The sequence below is a fragment of the Mesorhizobium sp. M0663 genome (assembly GCF_040320585.1).
Taxonomy (GTDB): Bacteria; Pseudomonadota; Alphaproteobacteria; order Rhizobiales; family Rhizobiaceae; genus Mesorhizobium.
Window position 1 is genome coordinate 288,010 of record NZ_JAMYPX010000003.1, and the last position, 16,984, is coordinate 304,993.

General features: G+C 63.0%; 16 protein-coding genes. 8 read left to right on the forward strand and 8 right to left on the reverse strand.

Translation table 11 applies throughout. The features are described from left to right. A complete protein-coding gene (locus tag NKI54_RS07825) occupies window positions 1–1,356 on the reverse strand; it encodes a pilus assembly protein TadG-related protein (RefSeq protein WP_348625932.1) in 1,356 nt (451 codons plus the stop codon). 164 nt (window positions 1,357–1,520) lie between these two features. Here NKI54_RS07825 and NKI54_RS07830 point away from each other — a divergent pair, with 164 nt between their 5' ends. Further along, a complete protein-coding gene (locus NKI54_RS07830) occupies window positions 1,521–2,846 on the forward strand; it encodes an NAD(P)H-dependent oxidoreductase (protein ID WP_352634686.1) in 1,326 nt (441 codons plus the stop codon). After that, window positions 2,839–2,997, forward strand: coding sequence for a hypothetical protein (locus NKI54_RS07835; RefSeq protein ID WP_352589246.1), 159 nt, complete (start codon window positions 2,839–2,841; stop codon window positions 2,995–2,997). The genes NKI54_RS07830 and NKI54_RS07835 overlap by 8 nt, the downstream gene beginning before the upstream one ends. 147 nt (window positions 2,998–3,144) lie before the next feature. Here NKI54_RS07835 and proC read toward each other — a convergent pair whose 3' ends face one another. Then, window positions 3,145–3,960: a pyrroline-5-carboxylate reductase gene (gene proC, locus NKI54_RS07840; RefSeq protein ID WP_023677429.1), complete on the reverse strand. Its 816-nt coding sequence runs from the start codon at window positions 3,958–3,960 to the stop codon at window positions 3,145–3,147. A 228-nt stretch (window positions 3,961–4,188) separates the two neighbouring features. On the opposite strand from proC, the gene NKI54_RS07845 reads away from it, so the two are divergent. The 5 genes from NKI54_RS07845 to NKI54_RS07865 all read left to right on the forward strand — a co-directional run bounded on the left by NKI54_RS07845 (window position 4,189) and on the right by NKI54_RS07865 (window position 8,829). Further along, on the forward strand, window positions 4,189–4,926 hold the full coding sequence (locus tag NKI54_RS07845; protein WP_352624347.1) for a hypothetical protein: 738 nt from the start codon (window positions 4,189–4,191) through the stop codon (window positions 4,924–4,926). A gap of 36 nt (window positions 4,927–4,962) precedes the next feature. Beyond that, entirely contained in the window at window positions 4,963–5,097 is a 135-nt protein-coding gene (locus NKI54_RS07850; RefSeq protein ID WP_023677431.1) for a hypothetical protein, read from the forward strand. Window positions 5,098–5,134: 37 nt separating this feature from the next. Then, entirely contained in the window at window positions 5,135–6,034 is a 900-nt protein-coding gene (folD, locus tag NKI54_RS07855) for a bifunctional methylenetetrahydrofolate dehydrogenase/methenyltetrahydrofolate cyclohydrolase FolD (RefSeq protein WP_023677432.1), read from the forward strand. Between the two features lie 16 nt (window positions 6,035–6,050). After that, window positions 6,051–7,049 (forward strand): GlxA family transcriptional regulator, encoded by a 999-nt coding sequence (locus tag NKI54_RS07860; RefSeq protein ID WP_023677433.1) that lies wholly within the window; start codon window positions 6,051–6,053, stop codon window positions 7,047–7,049. 112 nt (window positions 7,050–7,161) lie between these two features. Next, on the forward strand, window positions 7,162–8,829 hold the full coding sequence (locus NKI54_RS07865) for a vWA domain-containing protein (RefSeq protein WP_352634680.1): 1,668 nt from the start codon (window positions 7,162–7,164) through the stop codon (window positions 8,827–8,829). A 148-nt stretch (window positions 8,830–8,977) separates the two neighbouring features. Here NKI54_RS07865 and edd read toward each other — a convergent pair whose 3' ends face one another. The 3 genes from edd to zwf all read right to left on the reverse strand — a co-directional run bounded on the left by edd (window position 8,978) and on the right by zwf (window position 13,038). After that, window positions 8,978–10,801, reverse strand: a complete 1,824-nt coding sequence (edd, locus tag NKI54_RS07870) for a phosphogluconate dehydratase (protein WP_352634678.1) — start codon at window positions 10,799–10,801, stop codon at window positions 8,978–8,980. 72 nt (window positions 10,802–10,873) lie between these two features. Continuing rightward, window positions 10,874–11,587, reverse strand: a complete 714-nt coding sequence (gene pgl / locus NKI54_RS07875; protein ID WP_352634676.1) for a 6-phosphogluconolactonase — start codon at window positions 11,585–11,587, stop codon at window positions 10,874–10,876. Then, a complete protein-coding gene (gene zwf / locus NKI54_RS07880) occupies window positions 11,569–13,038 on the reverse strand; it encodes a glucose-6-phosphate dehydrogenase (RefSeq protein ID WP_352634674.1) in 1,470 nt (489 codons plus the stop codon). Before zwf ends, pgl begins: the two co-directional genes overlap by 19 nt. Window positions 13,039–13,312: 274 nt before the next feature. On the opposite strand from zwf, the gene NKI54_RS07885 reads away from it, so the two are divergent. Next, window positions 13,313–14,059, forward strand: coding sequence for an SDR family oxidoreductase (locus NKI54_RS07885; protein WP_023677438.1), 747 nt, complete (start codon window positions 13,313–13,315; stop codon window positions 14,057–14,059). A 63-nt stretch (window positions 14,060–14,122) separates the two neighbouring features. Here NKI54_RS07885 and NKI54_RS07890 read toward each other — a convergent pair whose 3' ends face one another. From NKI54_RS07890 to NKI54_RS07900, 3 genes are all read right to left on the reverse strand, one after another. After that, window positions 14,123–14,923, reverse strand: coding sequence for an SH3 domain-containing protein (locus NKI54_RS07890; RefSeq protein ID WP_352589266.1), 801 nt, complete (start codon window positions 14,921–14,923; stop codon window positions 14,123–14,125). Between the two features lie 259 nt (window positions 14,924–15,182). After that, window positions 15,183–16,469 (reverse strand): NAD(P)/FAD-dependent oxidoreductase, encoded by a 1,287-nt coding sequence (locus tag NKI54_RS07895; protein WP_352634672.1) that lies wholly within the window; start codon window positions 16,467–16,469, stop codon window positions 15,183–15,185. An 81-nt stretch (window positions 16,470–16,550) separates the two neighbouring features. After that, window positions 16,551–16,919 carry a four helix bundle protein gene (locus NKI54_RS07900; protein ID WP_352691080.1) on the reverse strand — a complete coding sequence of 123 codons (369 nt, stop codon included), beginning with the start codon at window positions 16,917–16,919 and terminating at the stop codon, window positions 16,551–16,553. Between the last annotated feature and the right edge of the window lie 65 nt (window positions 16,920–16,984).

Consider the following 16,984-nt stretch of genomic DNA (forward strand, 5'->3'; position numbering starts at 1 on the left):
CTACTCGACAAGCTGAACGGTTTGCGTGGCCGGAATGTCTCGCATTCCAAGGCTCGTGCAATCCTGAATGATGTTTGCGTTGCCGGACCATTGCACGGTACTTGCGACGACCTGCGTGCAACCACCTTTGCCCGAGAAATTGCCGAGATAATTGACGCCCTGTGTTGGAAAATACAGAGCGCCGGTCAATAGCGAATCCGCCGTGCCATTAAACGTGTTGGATCCCGCCAGGTTGGCTCTGTCGCCATAGAACAGCACACCTGAATAGGTGCCCGACGTCGGTGCGCTGAGCTTGACGGTCGCCGTGCCGTTCATGCTAACGCCGGAGGTATCGGCCAGATAAATGACGACACCCTCGCCGGAAATATTTGCATTCGAGCTCGCTTTGAAATCGCCTCCCTCAATGACGTATATCCCGGGCGAGAGGGTTACATTGCCGCTCAAGCTGAGCCCCTTGCAGTATGTTCCAGGTTGCAAGGTTGACTGATTGCCGTTTTGACAAGGGTTCGTGGCCGGCGGCGCCGGCAGGTCGGCAAAAGGATCAGCAGCGGGCAGCGCCTGAGTTATCAGGCTGGCGCAAACGGTCTTCACGACGTTGCTCAACGAAACACCGCCTGCCGATATCAGGCAATCGACATCAAGGCTTGCCGATCCCTGAAGTTTGATGGCGTCCGGAGCTATCGAATTCGACATGACGGAGCAGCCTGTCAGTTTTGTGGTCGAACTGCCGGAAAAGAGCGCCGCTTTCGAAGCGGAAGGATCGACCGTCAAAATGCAGGCTTTTGAAGCATCCGTAATAAGAGCCACCGCCCTTGCTTGTGCGCCAACTGCGTTTTGCGTGAATATCGACGTAAAGAACCGATCGAGGTTCTGATGAACGACTACCTCAACCGCCTTTTTTCCGACATTTGGACCGGCTGACGGAGGCGAGAAGACCTCTATTGTACCTGCTGACGGTCCCCAGCCGTTCGTGGTCGCTGACGCTGTCGCTGCGGAGACAATCTTTGGCGTGTCGGATCCCGAAACCTTTTCCAAAGCGCCAGCATAGGCGGCCGCATCCGCCACCGCTTGTAGCTTCAGGCTGCTGTAATACCAATAGGAAGTCTCGATACCGAGGCCCGCACCGCCGACGACAATCGGCAAAGACAGAGCAAAAATAGTAGCAACGTTGCCGCTCTCGCCGATCGGTCGCATAGCGCGGAAAAAACACCTAAAAATGCGGGCACGCCAGTCCATTTCCCTATTAAAGCAGGATTGCATAAAAGAATGACTAAGAATTTCCGTACATTTCTTGGCTGCGATCCATCCGGGCTTAACGGCCCGTTCCGCCGCTTCAACGCGGGCCTTTGGCGCCACAGGACCCTCGTTAGTCCTTCGGCCGGGTGCATGTCTTCATAGGAACAATTCTGGTTTCCGGGGTCATGCGCAAGAAAAGACCGCCGCGGCCGGTTTCGATTGGCAATGGGTTGCCGTTCCCTGCTATTCCCGCTTCAAATCAAAAAGCAGTGGACGTTTCCAGTATGACCAATGTCGCCTTGACCGGGCTTGCCCGCGATCTTGCCAAGCGTGCCGCGGAAGGCCGCCCGGTGCGCATCGGCGTCATTGGTTCTGGCGAGATGGGCACCGACCTGGTGACGCAAGGCATGCTGATGCCGGGCATTTCGGTTTGCGCGATCTCGACGCGCCGCCCGCATACGGCGCGTGAGGCCATCCGCATTGCTTATGGCGACCAGGCGATGGCAGCCGAAGCGGACAGCGCTTCGAAGGTCAGCCAGGCGATCGAAAGCGGCAAGATCGCCATCACCTCGAACGAGATGCTGGTCACCAATCCGCTCATCGATGTCGTCATCGATGCCACCGGCAAGCCCGGGGTCGCCGCCGATTTCGACCTGATGGCGATGCAGCACGGCAAGCACCTGGTGATGATGAATGTCGAGGCCGACGTTACCATCGGCTGCTATCTAAAGCAGCAGGCCGACCGGCTCGGCGTCGTCTATTCGGTCGGCGCTGGCGACGAGCCGTCGAGCTGCATGGAGCTGATCGAGTTCGCTTCGGCGCTCGGCTACACCATCGTCTCCGCCGGCAAGGGCAAGAACAACCCTCTCAACCACGACGCCGTTCCCGACGACTACCGCGAGGAGGCGCTGCGCCGCAACATGAATCCGCGCATGCTGGTCGAGTTCGTCGACGGCTCGAAAACCATGGTCGAGATGTGCGCCATTGCCAACGCCACCGGGCTGGTGCCCGACGTTCCCGGCATGCACGGGCCCAAGGCCGATCGCGACGAGCTGGTCAAGGTGCTGATCCCGCGCGAGCAGGGCGGCATTCTGTCGAAGAAGGGCGTCGTCGACTACACCGTCGGCAAGGGCGTGGCGCCCGGGGTCTTCGTCATCGTCGAGGCGACGCATCCGCGCATCATCGAGCGCATGGACGATCTGCATATCGGCCACGGTCCCTATTACAGCTTCTTCAGACCCTACCATCTGACCTCGCTGGAAGTGCCGCTGACGGCCGCTCGCATCGCGCTTTACGGCAAGCCCGACATGGTGCCGCTGCCGCGGCCGGTGGCCGAGGTCTGCGCCGTGGCCAAGCGCGATCTGGCGGCAGGCGAGGTTTTCGATGCGATCGGCGAGACCTGCTACCGCTCCTGGACCATGACCGTCGAACAGGCCCGCGCCCATCGCGCCGTGCCGGTCGGTCTGCTCGAAGGCGGCAAGGTGCTGAAACCGGTGAGGAAAGGCGAATTGCTCACCGCCGACAATGCCGCGCCCGACCCGACGACCGGGCTGTTCGCCTTGCGCCGGCTGCAGGACGAGATGCTGTATGGGAATCTTGGTGATGGCTGAGGTCCGTGAATCCGAGTTGAAGCGGGAAAATGGACGCCCTTCTCTGGCAGAGCGGCTCGCGGCCATTGCCGATGATCTCAAAGCCAAAGCCGGCAAAGACGGGCGGCCCGTGAACAAGGACGAGATCGACGACTTGTGGGGACATCGCTGATATCTGTCGACATTCTAGGCTATCGCGATTTTGATGTCGGCAGGACAGTGGAGGGCGCGAAGGAACGCCGCGTAACGGCTTTTCTACCGGTTGCTATTGCCGAAAGGAACGGTCGACCATCACCGCCGACCGGCTCCCCCAGAAGCCCTACTTCCCCAGCTCTATCGACCGCAGCCGCGCCGCTTCCACCGCCTCGGTGAGCAGGCGCGTCAGCCGGTCCTCGCCCATCAGTACTGCAAGGGCCGCAGCCGTGGTGCCGTTGGGGCTGGTCACCTGCTGTCTGAGCACGCCCGGCTCCTCGCCGCTTTCGGCGGCCAGCGAGGCGGCGCCGTAGACCGTCTGCATTGCCAAGAGCTTGGCAGTCCTGGTCGGCAGGCCGGCCTTCTCGGCTGCCACCGTCAGCGCTTCGATGAAATGGAAGATATAAGCCGGCCCCGACCCGGAGACTGCCGTCACCGCGTCCATCAGGCCCTCGTCATCGATATCGGCCACTTGCCCGCCCGCCGAAAGCAGGTCGGCCACAAAACGCTTGGTGTCCTCGGAAACCAGCCTGTTGGAAAACACCACCATCATGCCCTTGCCGATTGCCGCCGGCGTGTTGGGCATGCAGCGCACGATCGGCGCGCGGTCGCCGAGAATGCCTTCGAACGTGGCGACCGGCGTCCCGGCGGCGATGCTGAGGAAAGTGGTTCGGCCATCGTTGAAGCGGATGTAGCCAGCCGTGACGTCGCGGATCACCTGTGGCTTGACCGCAAGGACGACGAGGGCCGGCACGGCGTTGGCCGGTATGGCGCCAGCATCCGCGCCGGCAGCGCAGCCCAGTGCTTCGGCACGCTTGCGCAACTCGGCATTGGGCTCGACCACGAACACCACCGCCGGAGCCAGCTTGCCGGCTTTCAGCCAGCCCGAGAGCATGGCGTAGCCCATATTGCCGCAACCGGCGAGAACAAGCCTGACCGTCATCGAAAGCCTCCCATATTGAGATGGCTTCCCCATAGACGTTCGCGGCAGGGCGGGGAAGCCCTGTTGGGACCGTGATCAGGCGGAAACCCCGACCTTGCGGTTGGGATGCGTATGTAGTCGCGCAGCCGCGCGGCGACCAAATTAACCTTTTATTTCCTATGCCTGTTTAGCATCGCTTAACCAGTGGCGGTCGCTACGTCCCAGCCCGAGGGGAAGGCTCCAGAAACCATGGCTTATAGGAAAAATCGTGAACACTGGAGGAACGAGCAGTCCTTGCTGTCGCTCGTCGAGGCGGTGCGCGGCGAGGACGAAGCATCGCTGGTTTCGCTAGAGGACCGCGCAGGCCCGTCATGGCGCGAGGATGCCGCCACACGCCATCGTCTTGCCCGCTCGCGCCGCGAAGCGTGTGCCAGTCCGATCCTGTTGGCAGCCGCCGGCATAAGCCAGCCCGATCCTGATGAGCCAAAGGCCGGCACCATACTGATGGAAGAGGCTGCAGCTGCCGATGGGTTTTTCGACCCCGCTGGCTCCCTTGGCGGCCCCGATGCCGGTTCCGCCGATCACGCAGCATACCGGGCAGCGCCGCCTCCCGCTCAGCCGGTCGAGGTCGCGCGTACCAAACGTCCTGGTCCGATCGGTGCCGTGTTGTCGGCGCTGAGCCGGCTCATGCCTGGCAGAGCGCCGGAGGAGATGGCGTCCGGTGAGACTTCCGCCGCGACAAATTCCACCGCAGCGATGCCACCTGCGTTCCACCCGCAGCCGCTCTATGCCGGTCGGGCACCTTATCCGCAGCAACCCACGCCGCCGCATTCGGCCCATACTCAGGCCTGGTCGAGGAAGGCAAATCAGGCCTCGGAAGCCGCCGATCAGCAAAGCCAGATCGAGGAAATCCGCGCCAGCCTGCGCGAATTCCGCGAGGTCGTTCGCGAGCTCACCGAAAACCGCGCGCGCCGCCGCTATTTCTGAGCGTCGAATAAAACATGCCGGTTTCGAGTTAACGGCATGGGACGGCGCATTGACGGGATTGCCCGGCTCGATTTTCGTGAAAATGCCGCGCTGCATGTCCGCCCGCAGCGCATGGTTCTGGGCAACGGCCTGCATAAAAGATATCTGGAGCGCGCCGCATGGATGTTTTAACGCGGCAGGCTTACGCGATAGGCGTCGAGGGTGGTTCATGGCTGAGTTGATTGACGGAAAAAGCGTCGCCGAAGACGTGGTGCGGCGGGTCAAGGCCCTGACCGCCGAACTGGCGGAAAAGGGCGGACGGCAGCCCGGTCTCGCCGTGGTCATCGTCGGCGAGGATCCGGCGAGCCAGGTCTATGTCGCCTCCAAATCCCGCACCGCCAAGGAATGCGGCTTCCATTCGGTTCAGCACACGCTGCCGGCCGAAACCTCCGAGCCGGACCTGTTGAAGATCATCGGCCAGCTCAACGCCGATCCGGCCATCAACGGCATCCTCGTGCAGCTTCCGCTTCCCGGCCATATCGATTCCGGCAAGATCATCCAGACCATCGCGCCGGAGAAGGATGTCGACGGCTTCCACTTCATCAATGTCGGCAAGCTCGGCACCGGCGAACTCGAGACCGCCTTCGTGCCTTGCACGCCGGCCGGCTCGATGCTGCTGATCGAACGCGTGCGCGGCAAGGACCTGTCCGGTCTCAATGCGGTCGTCGTCGGGCGTTCGAACATCGTCGGCAAGCCGATGGCCAATCTTCTGCTTGCCGCCAACTGCACCGTCACCATCGCACACAGCCGGACCAGGGACCTGCCGGCGCTTGCCCGCACCGCCGATATTCTGGTCGCCGCCGTCGGCCGGTCTGAAATGGTCCGCGGCGACTGGGTCAAGCCTGGCGCCACTGTCATCGATGTCGGCATCAACCGCGTCGCCGCACCTGAAAAGGGCGAAGGCAAGACGCGCCTCGTCGGCGACGTCGCCTTTGCCGAAGCAGCGAAGGCGGCCGGCGCCATCACGCCGGTGCCTGGCGGCGTCGGACCGATGACCATTGCCATGCTGATGGCCAACACGCTAGCTTCCGCCTATCTCGCAGCCGGATTGAAACGGCCTTCCTTCTGACCAGAAAGCAGCGTCCTTGCCGAACCTCACTGTTCCCTTAGAACGGCCGGTCACCAATGATCCCGTTCAGGGCGGGCGGCAGTTCGGGTTTCTGTTGGTCGACAAGTTCTCCATGTTCTCGCTGGCCGCGGCAATCGACACGTTCCGGTCGGCGAACCGGCTGCTCGGCCGCGATTTCTATGGCTGGACTACGGTGTCGGCCGACGGCGACGCCGTCATGGCGTCCAACGGCCTGCCGCTCAAGATCGACTACGCGGTTGCCGATCTGCCGCCGGTCGATATCCTGTTCGTCTCGGTCGGGCTGACGACGGAATTTCCCGGCAAGAGCAAGGTGCTGGCAGCGCTGCGCAGTTGGGGCCGGCGCGGCAATGCGCTCGGCGCGCTTTCGGTCGGCTCCTATTTGCTTGCCGAAGCAGGCCAGCTCGATGGCTATCGCTGCACCATCCATTGGGAAAACCGCGCCGGCTTCCTCGAACGCTTTCCGGACATCAACTGCACCGGCAACGTCTTCGAGATCGACCGCAAGCGCTACACCTGCGCCGGCGGCACCACATCGATCGACCTGATGCTGGAGATCGTGCGCGGTGATTTCGGCTCGAGCCTCGCCAATGGCGTCGCCAACCAGTTCCAGCATGAGCGCATCCGCTCGGCCGGGGACCGCCAGCGCGTCGGCCCGGAACGCGACCTGACCGGCAAGTCGGAGAAGCTGCGCCGCATCGTCGAGCTGATGGCCGACCATCTCGACGAGCCGCTGTCGGCGGTGCAACTCGCCAAGTCGGCGGGCCTGTCGGTGCGCCAGGTCGAGCGCCTGTTCCTGCGCCATCTCAGTGTGACGCCCGGGCGCTATTATATGCGGCTCAGGCTCGAGCGGGCGCGCGAATTGCTGCGCCAGACAAACATGCCGATCCTCGACGTGGCAATCGCCACCGGCTTCACCTCGCATTCCTATTTTGCCCAGAGCTACCGGCTGCAATTCGGCCGGCCGCCTTCCGAGGAACGCCGCACGGCCTATTGAGGGTTTGGCAGAGAGGCGACGCAGCTTCGTACTCCGTCCGGGCTTGTGTCGCGACCCGGCGTCAAATAGCTTTCCGGCGCCGAGCGGCGGCGACTGACGGGGGAGATTTTTGATGGCGGGATTTGTGCAGAGCGTCGCTGCGGCCGCCCTGTTGCTGTGGACGACGGGGTTCGGCTTCGCCGCCGATCGCGTCATCGTCATTCTCGATGCCTCCGGCTCGATGTGGGCGCAGATCGACGGCAAGCCCAAGCTCGAAATCGCCCGTCAATCGCTGCGGAACGTGCTGCAATCGGTCCCGGCCGAGGAGGAAATAGGCTTCATGGCCTATGGCCATCGCGAGAAGGCCAGTTGCGACGACATCGAACTCATCGTGCCACCGCAGGAAGGCTCGGCAAGTGCGATCTCAGCCGCGGCCGACAGCTTGAAATTTCAGGGCAAGACGCCGCTGACCGCTGCGGTCAAGCAAGCGGCGGAAGCATTGAAATACACCGAGGACAAGGCGACGGTCGTTCTCATCACCGATGGCATCGAGACATGTAGCGGCGATCCCTGTGCGCTCGGCAAGGAACTGGAGGCTGCTGGCGTCGACTTCACCGTCAATGTCGTCGGCTTCGGCCTGACGGCGGCCGAGGGCAAGCAGGTCGGTTGCCTCGCCGACAATACCGGCGGCAAATATATCGAAGCGTCGGATGAAAAGGCATTGCAGGACGCCCTCGTCGAGACCGTTGCGCCTCCGCCACCCGCCCCTGAACCGACTCCCGCCCCGCAGCCTGCTCCCCAGCCGGCGCCCGCCCAGCCGGCGGAGTCCAATTTCGTGCCCACCGTCGTGCTTGCCGAGGGTGGCGATCCCGTCACCGACGGCAATGCCTGGGAGATCTACAAGGCGAATTCCGACGGCACGCGCGGCGATCCCGTCACCACCGAATATGGCACCTACAAGGGCAATCTGGAGCCGGGCGACTATATCGTCGTCGCGCGTGCCGGCGAGGCCAGGGCCGAACAGAAGATCAAGATAGAGCCTGGCCAGGTCGCCAAACCGCACTTCAACCTGAATGCCGGCACGCTGGTCATCCACCCGCGGCCAAGCGAAGGAGCGGACGTTGATGACGGCGCGGCTGTCGTAATCGGCTATCCCGGCGTCGACACCCCGCCGACCTATTACGGTGACACGAAAGTCGTGCTGCCGGCCGGTGACCAGAAGGTGACGGTCACGATCGGCCAGGGCATGGTTATCGAGACGATCCCGCTTGCCGCCGGCAGGGTCATCGACAAGGACATCATCGTCGGCGTCGGGCGTATCGTCGCCAACGCCTATTATGCTGCCGGCGGCGACAAGGCCGAGGGTTCGGGCGTCGGCTTCAAAGTGCTCCAGGCGAAAAAGAACGTCGACGGAACCAGGCAGGAGGTGACTTATGCCTACGGTCCGGACAGCAAGTTCGATCTGCCGCCCGACGATTATGTAATGGTCGCGACGGTCGACCTTGCGGTGGCCGAGCAGCCGTTCAGCGTCAAGGTTGGCGACCATCAGGATCTGAAGATCGCGATGAACGCCGGCATGCTGACGATAACCGCGCCAGGGGCCTCGAAGATCGAGATATTCGAGGCCAGGAAGGCCATCGACGGAACCCGCAAGTCGGTCGGCTACGCCTACGACCAGAAGTATCAAGCCACCCTGTCGGCCGGCGACTACGCGGTGGTTTCGGAGAAATCGGACAACAGCTCGAGGGAAGGCACGGTAACGATCAGGGCCGGCGCGCGAGCCGACCTGACGGTTCAGTAGATCTAATGCATGTCGCGCAAAAGTGTGCAGCGGTTTTGCGATAACGACATGCATAAAAACAAGATCCTAAAAGCGCGTCGCGTGAGGCCGATCGAACGCCACGCGCTTTTGGAGAGCGGCCACCAGCCGCTCTTCCATGGTCGAAAAGTCACGCCGTACCGAAGGCGCTGGCGCCATGGTCGGCGCGTCCCACCAACTGCCGGAACCCGGCGAAAAGCTCGCGGCCGAAGCCGAATTCATTGCCTATGAGGTCGCTGTCCGCGGGGCGGCGCAGTGCGAAATCGCCGGCTGGCACCAGTACCTCCAGCGTCCCGGCCTCGGCGTCGAGCCTGATGATATCGCCGTCATGGATCCTGGCGATAGGCCCGTCCTCCGCTGCTTCCGGCGTCACGTGGATCGCCGCTGGCACCTTGCCTGAAGCGCCCGACATGCGGCCGTCGGTGACCAACGCCACATGCTGGCCGCGGTCCTGCAGGATGCCGAGCACGGTGGTCAGCCTGTGCAATTCCGGCATGCCGTTGGCCTTCGGTCCCTGGAACCGAATGACGGCGATGAAGTCGCCGGTCAGCGACCCCGCCTTGAACGCCTCGTTCAGGCCTTGCTGGCTGTCGAACACCTTGGCCGGCGCCTCGATGACGCGCCGCTCCGGCTTGACCGCCGATGTCTTGATGACGGCGTGGCCGAGATTGCCCGAAAGCACTTTCAGACCGCCGCTCGGCTGGAACGCCTTCTTGAACGGCGCCAGCACCTTCTCGTCCCCGCTCTCGCGCGGCGAAGCCTCGCGCACGACGCCGCCGTCGGCGCCGAGCCTGGCCTCGACCGCGTAGGGGCGCAGCCCTTCGCCCCACACCGTCTGCACATCCTCGTGCAGGATGCCTGCGTCGAGCAGTTCGCGGATCAGGAAGCCGAGCCCGCCGGCGGCGTGGAAGTGGTTCACATCGGCAAGGCCGTTCGGATAGACCCGCGCCAGCAGCGGCACGGCTTCCGAGATGTCGGAAATATCCTGCCAGGTAATGGCGATGCCGGCCGCCGCTGCCATGGCGATCAGGTGGATGGTGTGGTTGGTCGAACCGCCGGTGGCGTGCAGGCCGACGATGCCGTTGACGATCGAGCGCTCGTCGATCATCCGCCCGACCGGCGTGTAGGCGTTGCCGAGCGCGGTGATCGCCAGCGCCCGCTTCGTCGCTTCCCTGGTCAGCGCGTCGCGCAACGGCGTGCCGGGATTGACGAAGGAAGCGCCAGGCGTGTGCAGGCCCATGATCTCCATCAGCATCTGGTTGGAATTGGCGGTACCGTAGAAAGTGCAGGTTCCCGGCCCGTGATAGGATTTTGATTCCGCTTCGAGCAGTTCGGCCCGTCCCGCCTTGCCCTCGGCATAGAGCTGGCGGATCTTGGCTTTTTCGTCGTTCGGAATGCCGGTCGTCATCGGCCCGGCCGGGATGAAGACCGCCGGCAGATGGCCGAAGGTCAGCGCCGCGATCACCAGCCCCGGCACGATCTTGTCGCAGACGCCGAGATAGACGGCGGCATCGAACATATTGTGCGACAGGCCGATTGCCGCGGCCATGGCGATCACGTCGCGCGAGAACAGCGACAGCTCCATTCCGGGCTGGCCCTGGGTGACGCCGTCGCACATCGCCGGCACGCCGCCGGCCACCTGGGCGATGCCGCCGGCCTCGCGCGCCGCATCCTTGATCAGCGCCGGAAACGTCTCGAAAGGCTGATGCGCCGACAGCATGTCGTTATAGGAGGTGATGATACCGAGGTTCGGCACCCGGTCGCCGCCAAGCGCCACCTTTTCGGAAGGGCTGCAGACGGCAAAGCCGTGGGCCAGGTTGCCGCAGGACAGCACGGCCCGGTTGGCGGTGCGGTTCGAGGCTTCGGCGATGCGGCCGAGATAGGCCTCGCGACTGGGCTTGGAGCGCTCACGGATGCGCTGGGTGATGGCTTCGATATCGCGTCTTGCGGTCATGGCGGTCGGTCCTTTCAGGCGAGGTCCCGCAACACCTTCCGGCTATTGCCGGGACCTGCAGCCAAGTTGAGATCAGGGTGCCCAGAAAACCTCTACGGGCTTTTGAGTGGCATCGAGCACGGCGCGAATGGGCTTTCGTGTTCCAGTTCCAAGCGCGGCCTCGAATGCGCTGCGTTTTTCCGCGCCCTCGATATGCAGCGCGATGAAGGTGGCATTGATGATCCGCCCCAGTGACAGCGTCAGCCGTGGCTCGCCGGCGCTTGCCGCGTGAACCGGAAGCACGATCCTTTGCGACGACGGATCGAGCAATCTTGCCAGGTTGTCGGCATCCGGAAAGAACGAGGCGGTGTGGCCATCAGTTCCCATGCCGAGCACAACGACGTCGAGTGGCCAGGGCAGCACTTGCAGCGCCTCACTGTCGGAGACCGCTGCACCCTCGATACTTGCCGCGGCGTGGTAGAGCGGCACGAAATTCGCGGCGGCGGCCGCGTTCTGTAGCAGGTTGGCGGCAACCAGGCCGGCATTGGAGCGCGGCGATGAGGGCGGCACGAAGCGCTCGTCGACCAATGTTATCGTCACCTTTTCCCAGGCGATCGGAACGGTCGAAAGCGCCGCGAAGAATTTCGCCGGCGTCGTGCCGCCCGAGACCGCAAGCAGCGCCGTGCCGCGCTCGGCGATCGCCTTTGACAGACGGCCGGCGACGTGGCCGGCAAGCGCTGTCGCCAACTCCTGGCGTCCGGCAAATTCGTGCCAGTTGTAGGCGCCGCCTAATTGCTCTCGTGCCATGTCCGCCCGTCGCGTTCGATCAGCGCAATCGAGGCCGAGGGGCCCCATGTGCCGGCGGTGTAGCCTTGCGCCTCTTGCCTGCCGCTTTCCCAGGCGTCCTGGATCGGGTCGATCCATTTCCACGCCGCCTCGACCTCGTCGCGGCGCATGAACAGCGTCTGGTTGCCACGGATGACGTCCATGATCAGCCGCTCATAGGCATCGGGGGCGCGGCCGTCGAAGGATTGCGCAAAACTCATGTCGAGCGGAATCTGGCGCAGCCGCATGCCGCCCGGCCCCGGGTCCTTGATCATGATGAACTGCTTGACGCCCTCGTCGGGCTGCAGCCTGATGACCAGCTGGTTGGCGGAGATCGGCCCGGCGCTCTCGCCGAAGATCGAATGCGGGATCGGCTTGAATTCGATGACGATCTCCGAAACGCGCGTCGCCAGCCGCTTGCCGGTCCGGAGATAGAACGGCACGCCCGCCCAGCGCCAGTTGCCGATCTCGGCTTTGAGCGCAACGAAAGTCTCGGTGTTGCTGTTCTTGCCGAGCTCCTCGACATAGCCTTTCACCGGCCCGCCGGCCGAGGCGCCGGCACGGTATTGTCCGCGCACCGTGTGCTTCGGCGCTTCGTTGCCGTTGATGCGCTTCAGCGCCCGCAGCACCTTCAGCTTTTCGTCACGGACGGCGTCGGCGTCCATCGACGACGGCGCCTCCATGGCGACGAGGCAGAGCAGTTGCAGCATGTGGTTCTGCACCATGTCGCGCAATGCGCCGGCCTTGTCGTAATAAGTGACGCGGTCTTCCAGGCCGACTGTCTCGGCCACGGTGATCTGCACATGATCGACATTGGCGGAATTCCAAAGCGGCTCGTAGAGCGCGTTGGCAAAGCGCAGCGCCATCAAATTCTGCACCGTCTCCTTGCCGAGATAGTGATCGATGCGGAAAATCTGGCTTTCATGGAAGTCGTCGCCGACCAGGTCGTTGAGCGCGCGCGCCGAAGCTAGATCGCGGCCGATCGGCTTTTCCAGCACGATGCGCGAATTCGGCGTGATCAGCCCGTGCTCCTTCAGCTTGTGCGAGATGTCGCCGAACAGTGCCGGCGCCACCGCCAGATAGAAAGCGCGGATGTGTTCGCTGTCGCCGATCGCCTGCTTCAGCCTGTCGAAGCCGGCACCTGTGGTTGCATCTGCCGGGACATAGGAAAGCCGTGCGAGGAACGTCTTCAGTTCCGTGGCGTCGATATCTTCCGGCTTCACGTGGTCGGCAATCGCCTGCCTGGCGAAAGACTGGAACTCCTCGTCTGTCATCTTCGAACGCGATGTGCCGATGATGCGCGTCGGCTCGGAAAACTGGTGGTCGCGCTGGCGGTAGTATAGCGACGGCAGAAGCTTGCGTTCCGACAGATCGCCGGTGCCGCCGAAAATGATGAAGTCGAAAGGGTCGACGGGGATGATCTGGCTGGTCATGGTCTGTCCGCTCTGACGCCGGTCGCGATAACGCGGCTGATATAATCTAATCGATTTAAACTTGCCAGTGCCATTGCGTCACATCCGCGTGTGCTCTTGACACCGGCGCTGGCCGGCGGCTTGTCGGCAAGCGATGCTTCCGGGAGCGTTCGCAGGTGCAGCATAGAGCGGGATCAAGGCGAAAGCCAAAGGAGAAATCGGCAATGGACACACATCTTTCGATGGCCATGGCCAAACGCGTTTTCGATCGTCTTCAACGATGAGTGAGAAAAGCATGCGCCTCAAAAACAAGGTCGCCATCATCACCGGCGCTGCCTCGGGTTTTGGCGAGGGCATGGCCAGGCGCTTTGCCGAGGAGGGCGCGCGCGTAGTCGTCGCCGATCTGAACGCCAAGGGCGCAGAGCGCGTTGCCGGCGAGATCGGCGAAAAGGCGATCTGGACCCAGACCGACGTCTCGCTGCGGTCCGAATTCGACGACATGGTCCATGCTGCAATGAGCGCCTTCGGCCGCATCGACATCATGGTCAACAACGCCGGTTATACCCATCGCAACGGTGACATGCTGGAAGTCGACGAGGCGACCTTCGACCTGATCACGTCAGTCAACATGAAGGCGATCTACCACGCAGCGCTTGCCGTGGTACCGGTGATGGAGCGGCAAGGCGGTGGCGTCATCCTGACGACGGCCTCCACGGCCGGTATCAGACCGCGGCCCGGCCTCACCTGGTACAATGCATCGAAGGGCTGGGCGATCACCGCGACCAAATCGATGGCGGTGGAACTCGCGCCGAAGAACATCCGCGTCAACTGCCTCTGCCCAGTTGCCGGCGAGACCGGCATGCTCGCGAAATTCATGGGCGCCGACACACCCGAGATCCGCGAGAAGTTCCGCGCGTCGATCCCGCTCGGCCGGCTTTCGACGCCGCTCGACATAGCCAATGCCGCGCTTTGGCTCGCTTCGGACGAGGCGGCTTTCATCACCGGCGTGGCGCTGGAAGTCGACGGCGGGCGTTGTATTTGAACGGTCCGGTTATCCGGCGGAGGACCGGCTGATGGCGAGCGACCCGCAATCGCTCTGCCGGCCCTACGCCCCGGTTTTGACGTAGCTCTTGTAGATCCAGCCGCGCTTGCCGTTGTACACGATCTGGCACCATTGCTTGCAGCTCATCACTTGCACCGATGTCTTGGCCGGCACGGTGAGAATGGCGGCCGCATTCTTTTTTGGGCCGGTGCGCATGGTGACGGATCTCAGGATGCGTCCGGTACCGGCAGTATTGGCTCTTCCGGATTTTGCCTTGGTGCTGTTGTCGTCTTCGCTCGCGGTCTGCGTCGGCAGTTGCGGCTTGGGCGTGGGGATGGCGGCGGTCTGCGCGCCATCGGGCCCGCTGTTTTTCGTTGAGCTGCCGGGAGCCGCGACCTTGGCAAACAATGCCGCAGCGTCGGGTTTTGCTGCCGGGTCGGCGAATGCCACCGAAGCAGACGATTTATCGGTCGCCTGCTCGGTCTGGCTTGCCAGCTGGTCGGATGCTGCCGTGGCGGCGGCCGATGCCGTCTTTGGCCCCGTCCAGCGCGGATCGTTGGGAGCCAGCGCTGGTATCTCGGCTTCCGCTGCGGCCACCGCTGGGGAAACCGCATCTGCCTTGCCCGTCGTCCGCGGCGCCGCAGCAAGCTTGGCAGGCATGATCTTCGTCGTCTTGACCGGGATGGTCGGAACGATCTGCTCAGGACTTGCGGCCGCTTGTCGCTCATTTGCCGGCAATGCCAGCCACAGTGCCACCGCGGCAACGCCGAGCAGTGCGGCCGTGCCAAGCGCGGCTATCACCAGATGCGCGTTCGACCGAACCCCGTGCCAGAACGTCGGCCGCATATCGTAACCGAATTGCATCGCAAGGCGCCGTCGTTCCGGCGCGCCGAAACTGAAGGGCTCTCTCACACTTGCCACCTCCATTTGCGGGCCGATGTTCTTACGACCCATGCCGGAGAGCCGGCATTTCGATCGGCATCGGTCCCAAACCAAAAGCGGGCAGGCCCGCAAAAATTCCCCGTTCAGCTGCCCACGAGCATCATCTTTCGCCCGCGATTGTGGCATCACTGCGCCCTTGGCCGGAATTCTGCGCCCTGGTTAAGGATTCTGCAACGTCTGGTTAAATCCTGTCCCGCAACGCGTACCAGTTGAGCGCAAGAAAGAGCAGTGGCGCGCGCAAACGCCGGCCGCCGGGGAAGGGTGGAATTTTCAGGTCCTCGATCAGCTTCAGCCGGTCGCGGTTGCCGGCGACCGTCTCGGCATAAAGCTTGCCGAAAAAGTTCGACAGCATGACGCCGTGGCCGGAATAACCGCCGATCGAGGTCACATTGGGCATCACTTCGCGCACGAACGGCTTTCTCGGCACGGTGATGCCGACATAGCCGCCCCAGCCATGCGTGATCTCGACGTCCTTCAGTGCCGGATAGATTTCGGCGATCTGCCGGCGGATGTGGATGTGGATGTCCTTGGGATCGTTGACCGCATAGATCTCGCGCCCGCCAAACAGCAGCCGCCCGTCCTTCGATTTGCGGAAATAGCGCACGACGAAGCGCGAATCGTCGACCGCCTCGCCACCCGGCAACACTTTGGAATCGGCTCCCAGCGGCACCGTTGCGCCGATGAAGGAGCCGATCGGCATGATATGCGCGGCACTCACCGGTTCGAGCGTGCCGCCATAGGCATTGACCCCGATCAGGCATTTAGCGGCGGCGATCGTGCCCTTCGGCGTCACAACCCTCACCTTGCCGCCGCTGGAGGTGATGCCGGTCGACGGCGTCTGCTCGAATAGCTTTGCGCCGGCCTCTGCCGCCACCTTTGCGGTGCCGATGACCAGTTTCAGCGGATGGATGTGGCCGGTGCCGGTGTCGCGGGTGCCGCCGAAATAATGCGTCGAGCCGAGCCGCTCGGCTGTCTCCGCGGCATCCATGAATGAGATGTGCGGATAGCCGAATCGGCACGCCATGATCTCGGCATGCGCCTTGTAGTCGTCGACATAGCGCTTCTTGTGCGCCACCGACATCTGGCCGGGCATATAGTCGATCTCGATCTGGTGCATCGCGGCAAAGTCGAGCAGATGCGCCTTGGCCTCTTCGGCCAGGTCGAACAGCGCCTTGGCGCGGGAAAAGCCGTATTCCGCTTCCAGTTCCTCTGCCCAGGCCCGTTGTCCGGTGCCGAGCTGGCCACCATTGCGGCCTGATGCGCCGTCACCGAAACGATGCGTTTCGATAAGCACGACATCCGCGCCTGTCTTGGCGAGATGAGCCGCCGCCGACAGACCGGTAAAGCCGCCGCCGACAATCACCACATCGCATGTCCGGTCGCCGTCGAGCGCCGGATACTCGGGCCTTGGCCCGGCCGTGTCTTCGTACCAGGAGCGGCCGGGGGAGATTGGGGATTGGTAAGTCATGATGCTCGGCTAGGGCAGTAGGGCAGTAGGGCAGTAGGGCAGTAGGGCAGTAGGGCAGTAGGGCAGTAGGGCAGTAGGTGTCTATTCAGCCGACAGCTTGCGGATCAGAAGCCGCAAGAGCTTTCCTACGCTCTCGCTGTGGGGCATCAATGACTCGACCGCCTCGCGAGAGGTAATTCCAACCCTTTGCGCGATTAAAAGGTGTGTCTCCAGTTCCTTGAGTGATCCCTGGGCGATCCTGAGAAACTGCTGGTAGGAAGCTCGGCTTTCTCGGCCGTAACCCTCGGCGATGTTGGCGGGCACCGACGTTGCTGCCCGACGCACCTGACTCGTCAGCCCGTAGATCTCGTCTTTCGGCCAAGTCCTTGTTACTTGGTAGATTGCAACTGTTAGGTCCATGGCTTGCTGCCCAACGATCAGATCCCTGTACGATGCGATCTTGTCCGTCATCCTTGCCCTACTGCCCTACTGCCATATTGCCCTACTCCCCTACTGCCATATTGCCCTACTCCCCT

What these genes read in the sequence shown, in the direction of transcription:
- NKI54_RS07830 (WP_352634686.1), top strand. Translation starts at nt 1,521, where the DNA reads ATGACCAATGTCGCCTTGACCGGGCTTGCCCGCGATCTTGCCAAGCGT.
- NKI54_RS07835 (WP_352589246.1), top strand. Translation starts at nt 2,839, where the DNA reads ATGGCTGAGGTCCGTGAATCCGAGTTGAAGCGGGAAAATGGACGCCCT.
- proC (WP_023677429.1), bottom strand. Translation starts at nt 3,960, where the DNA reads ATGACGGTCAGGCTTGTTCTCGCCGGTTGCGGCAATATGGGCTACGCC.
- NKI54_RS07845 (WP_352624347.1), top strand. Translation starts at nt 4,189, where the DNA reads ATGGCTTATAGGAAAAATCGTGAACACTGGAGGAACGAGCAGTCCTTG.
- NKI54_RS07850 (WP_023677431.1), top strand. Translation starts at nt 4,963, where the DNA reads ATGGGACGGCGCATTGACGGGATTGCCCGGCTCGATTTTCGTGAAAAT.
- folD (WP_023677432.1), top strand. Translation starts at nt 5,135, where the DNA reads ATGGCTGAGTTGATTGACGGAAAAAGCGTCGCCGAAGACGTGGTGCGG.
- NKI54_RS07865 (WP_352634680.1), top strand. Translation starts at nt 7,162, where the DNA reads ATGGCGGGATTTGTGCAGAGCGTCGCTGCGGCCGCCCTGTTGCTGTGG.
- edd (WP_352634678.1), bottom strand. Translation starts at nt 10,801, where the DNA reads ATGACCGCAAGACGCGATATCGAAGCCATCACCCAGCGCATCCGTGAG.
- pgl (WP_352634676.1), bottom strand. Translation starts at nt 11,587, where the DNA reads ATGGCACGAGAGCAATTAGGCGGCGCCTACAACTGGCACGAATTTGCC.
- zwf (WP_352634674.1), bottom strand. Translation starts at nt 13,038, where the DNA reads ATGACCAGCCAGATCATCCCCGTCGACCCTTTCGACTTCATCATTTTC.
- NKI54_RS07885 (WP_023677438.1), top strand. Translation starts at nt 13,313, where the DNA reads ATGCGCCTCAAAAACAAGGTCGCCATCATCACCGGCGCTGCCTCGGGT.
- NKI54_RS07890 (WP_352589266.1), bottom strand. Translation starts at nt 14,923, where the DNA reads ATGCAATTCGGTTACGATATGCGGCCGACGTTCTGGCACGGGGTTCGG.
- NKI54_RS07895 (WP_352634672.1), bottom strand. Translation starts at nt 16,469, where the DNA reads ATGACTTACCAATCCCCAATCTCCCCCGGCCGCTCCTGGTACGAAGAC.
- NKI54_RS07900 (WP_352691080.1), bottom strand. Translation starts at nt 16,919, where the DNA reads ATGACGGACAAGATCGCATCGTACAGGGATCTGATCGTTGGGCAGCAA.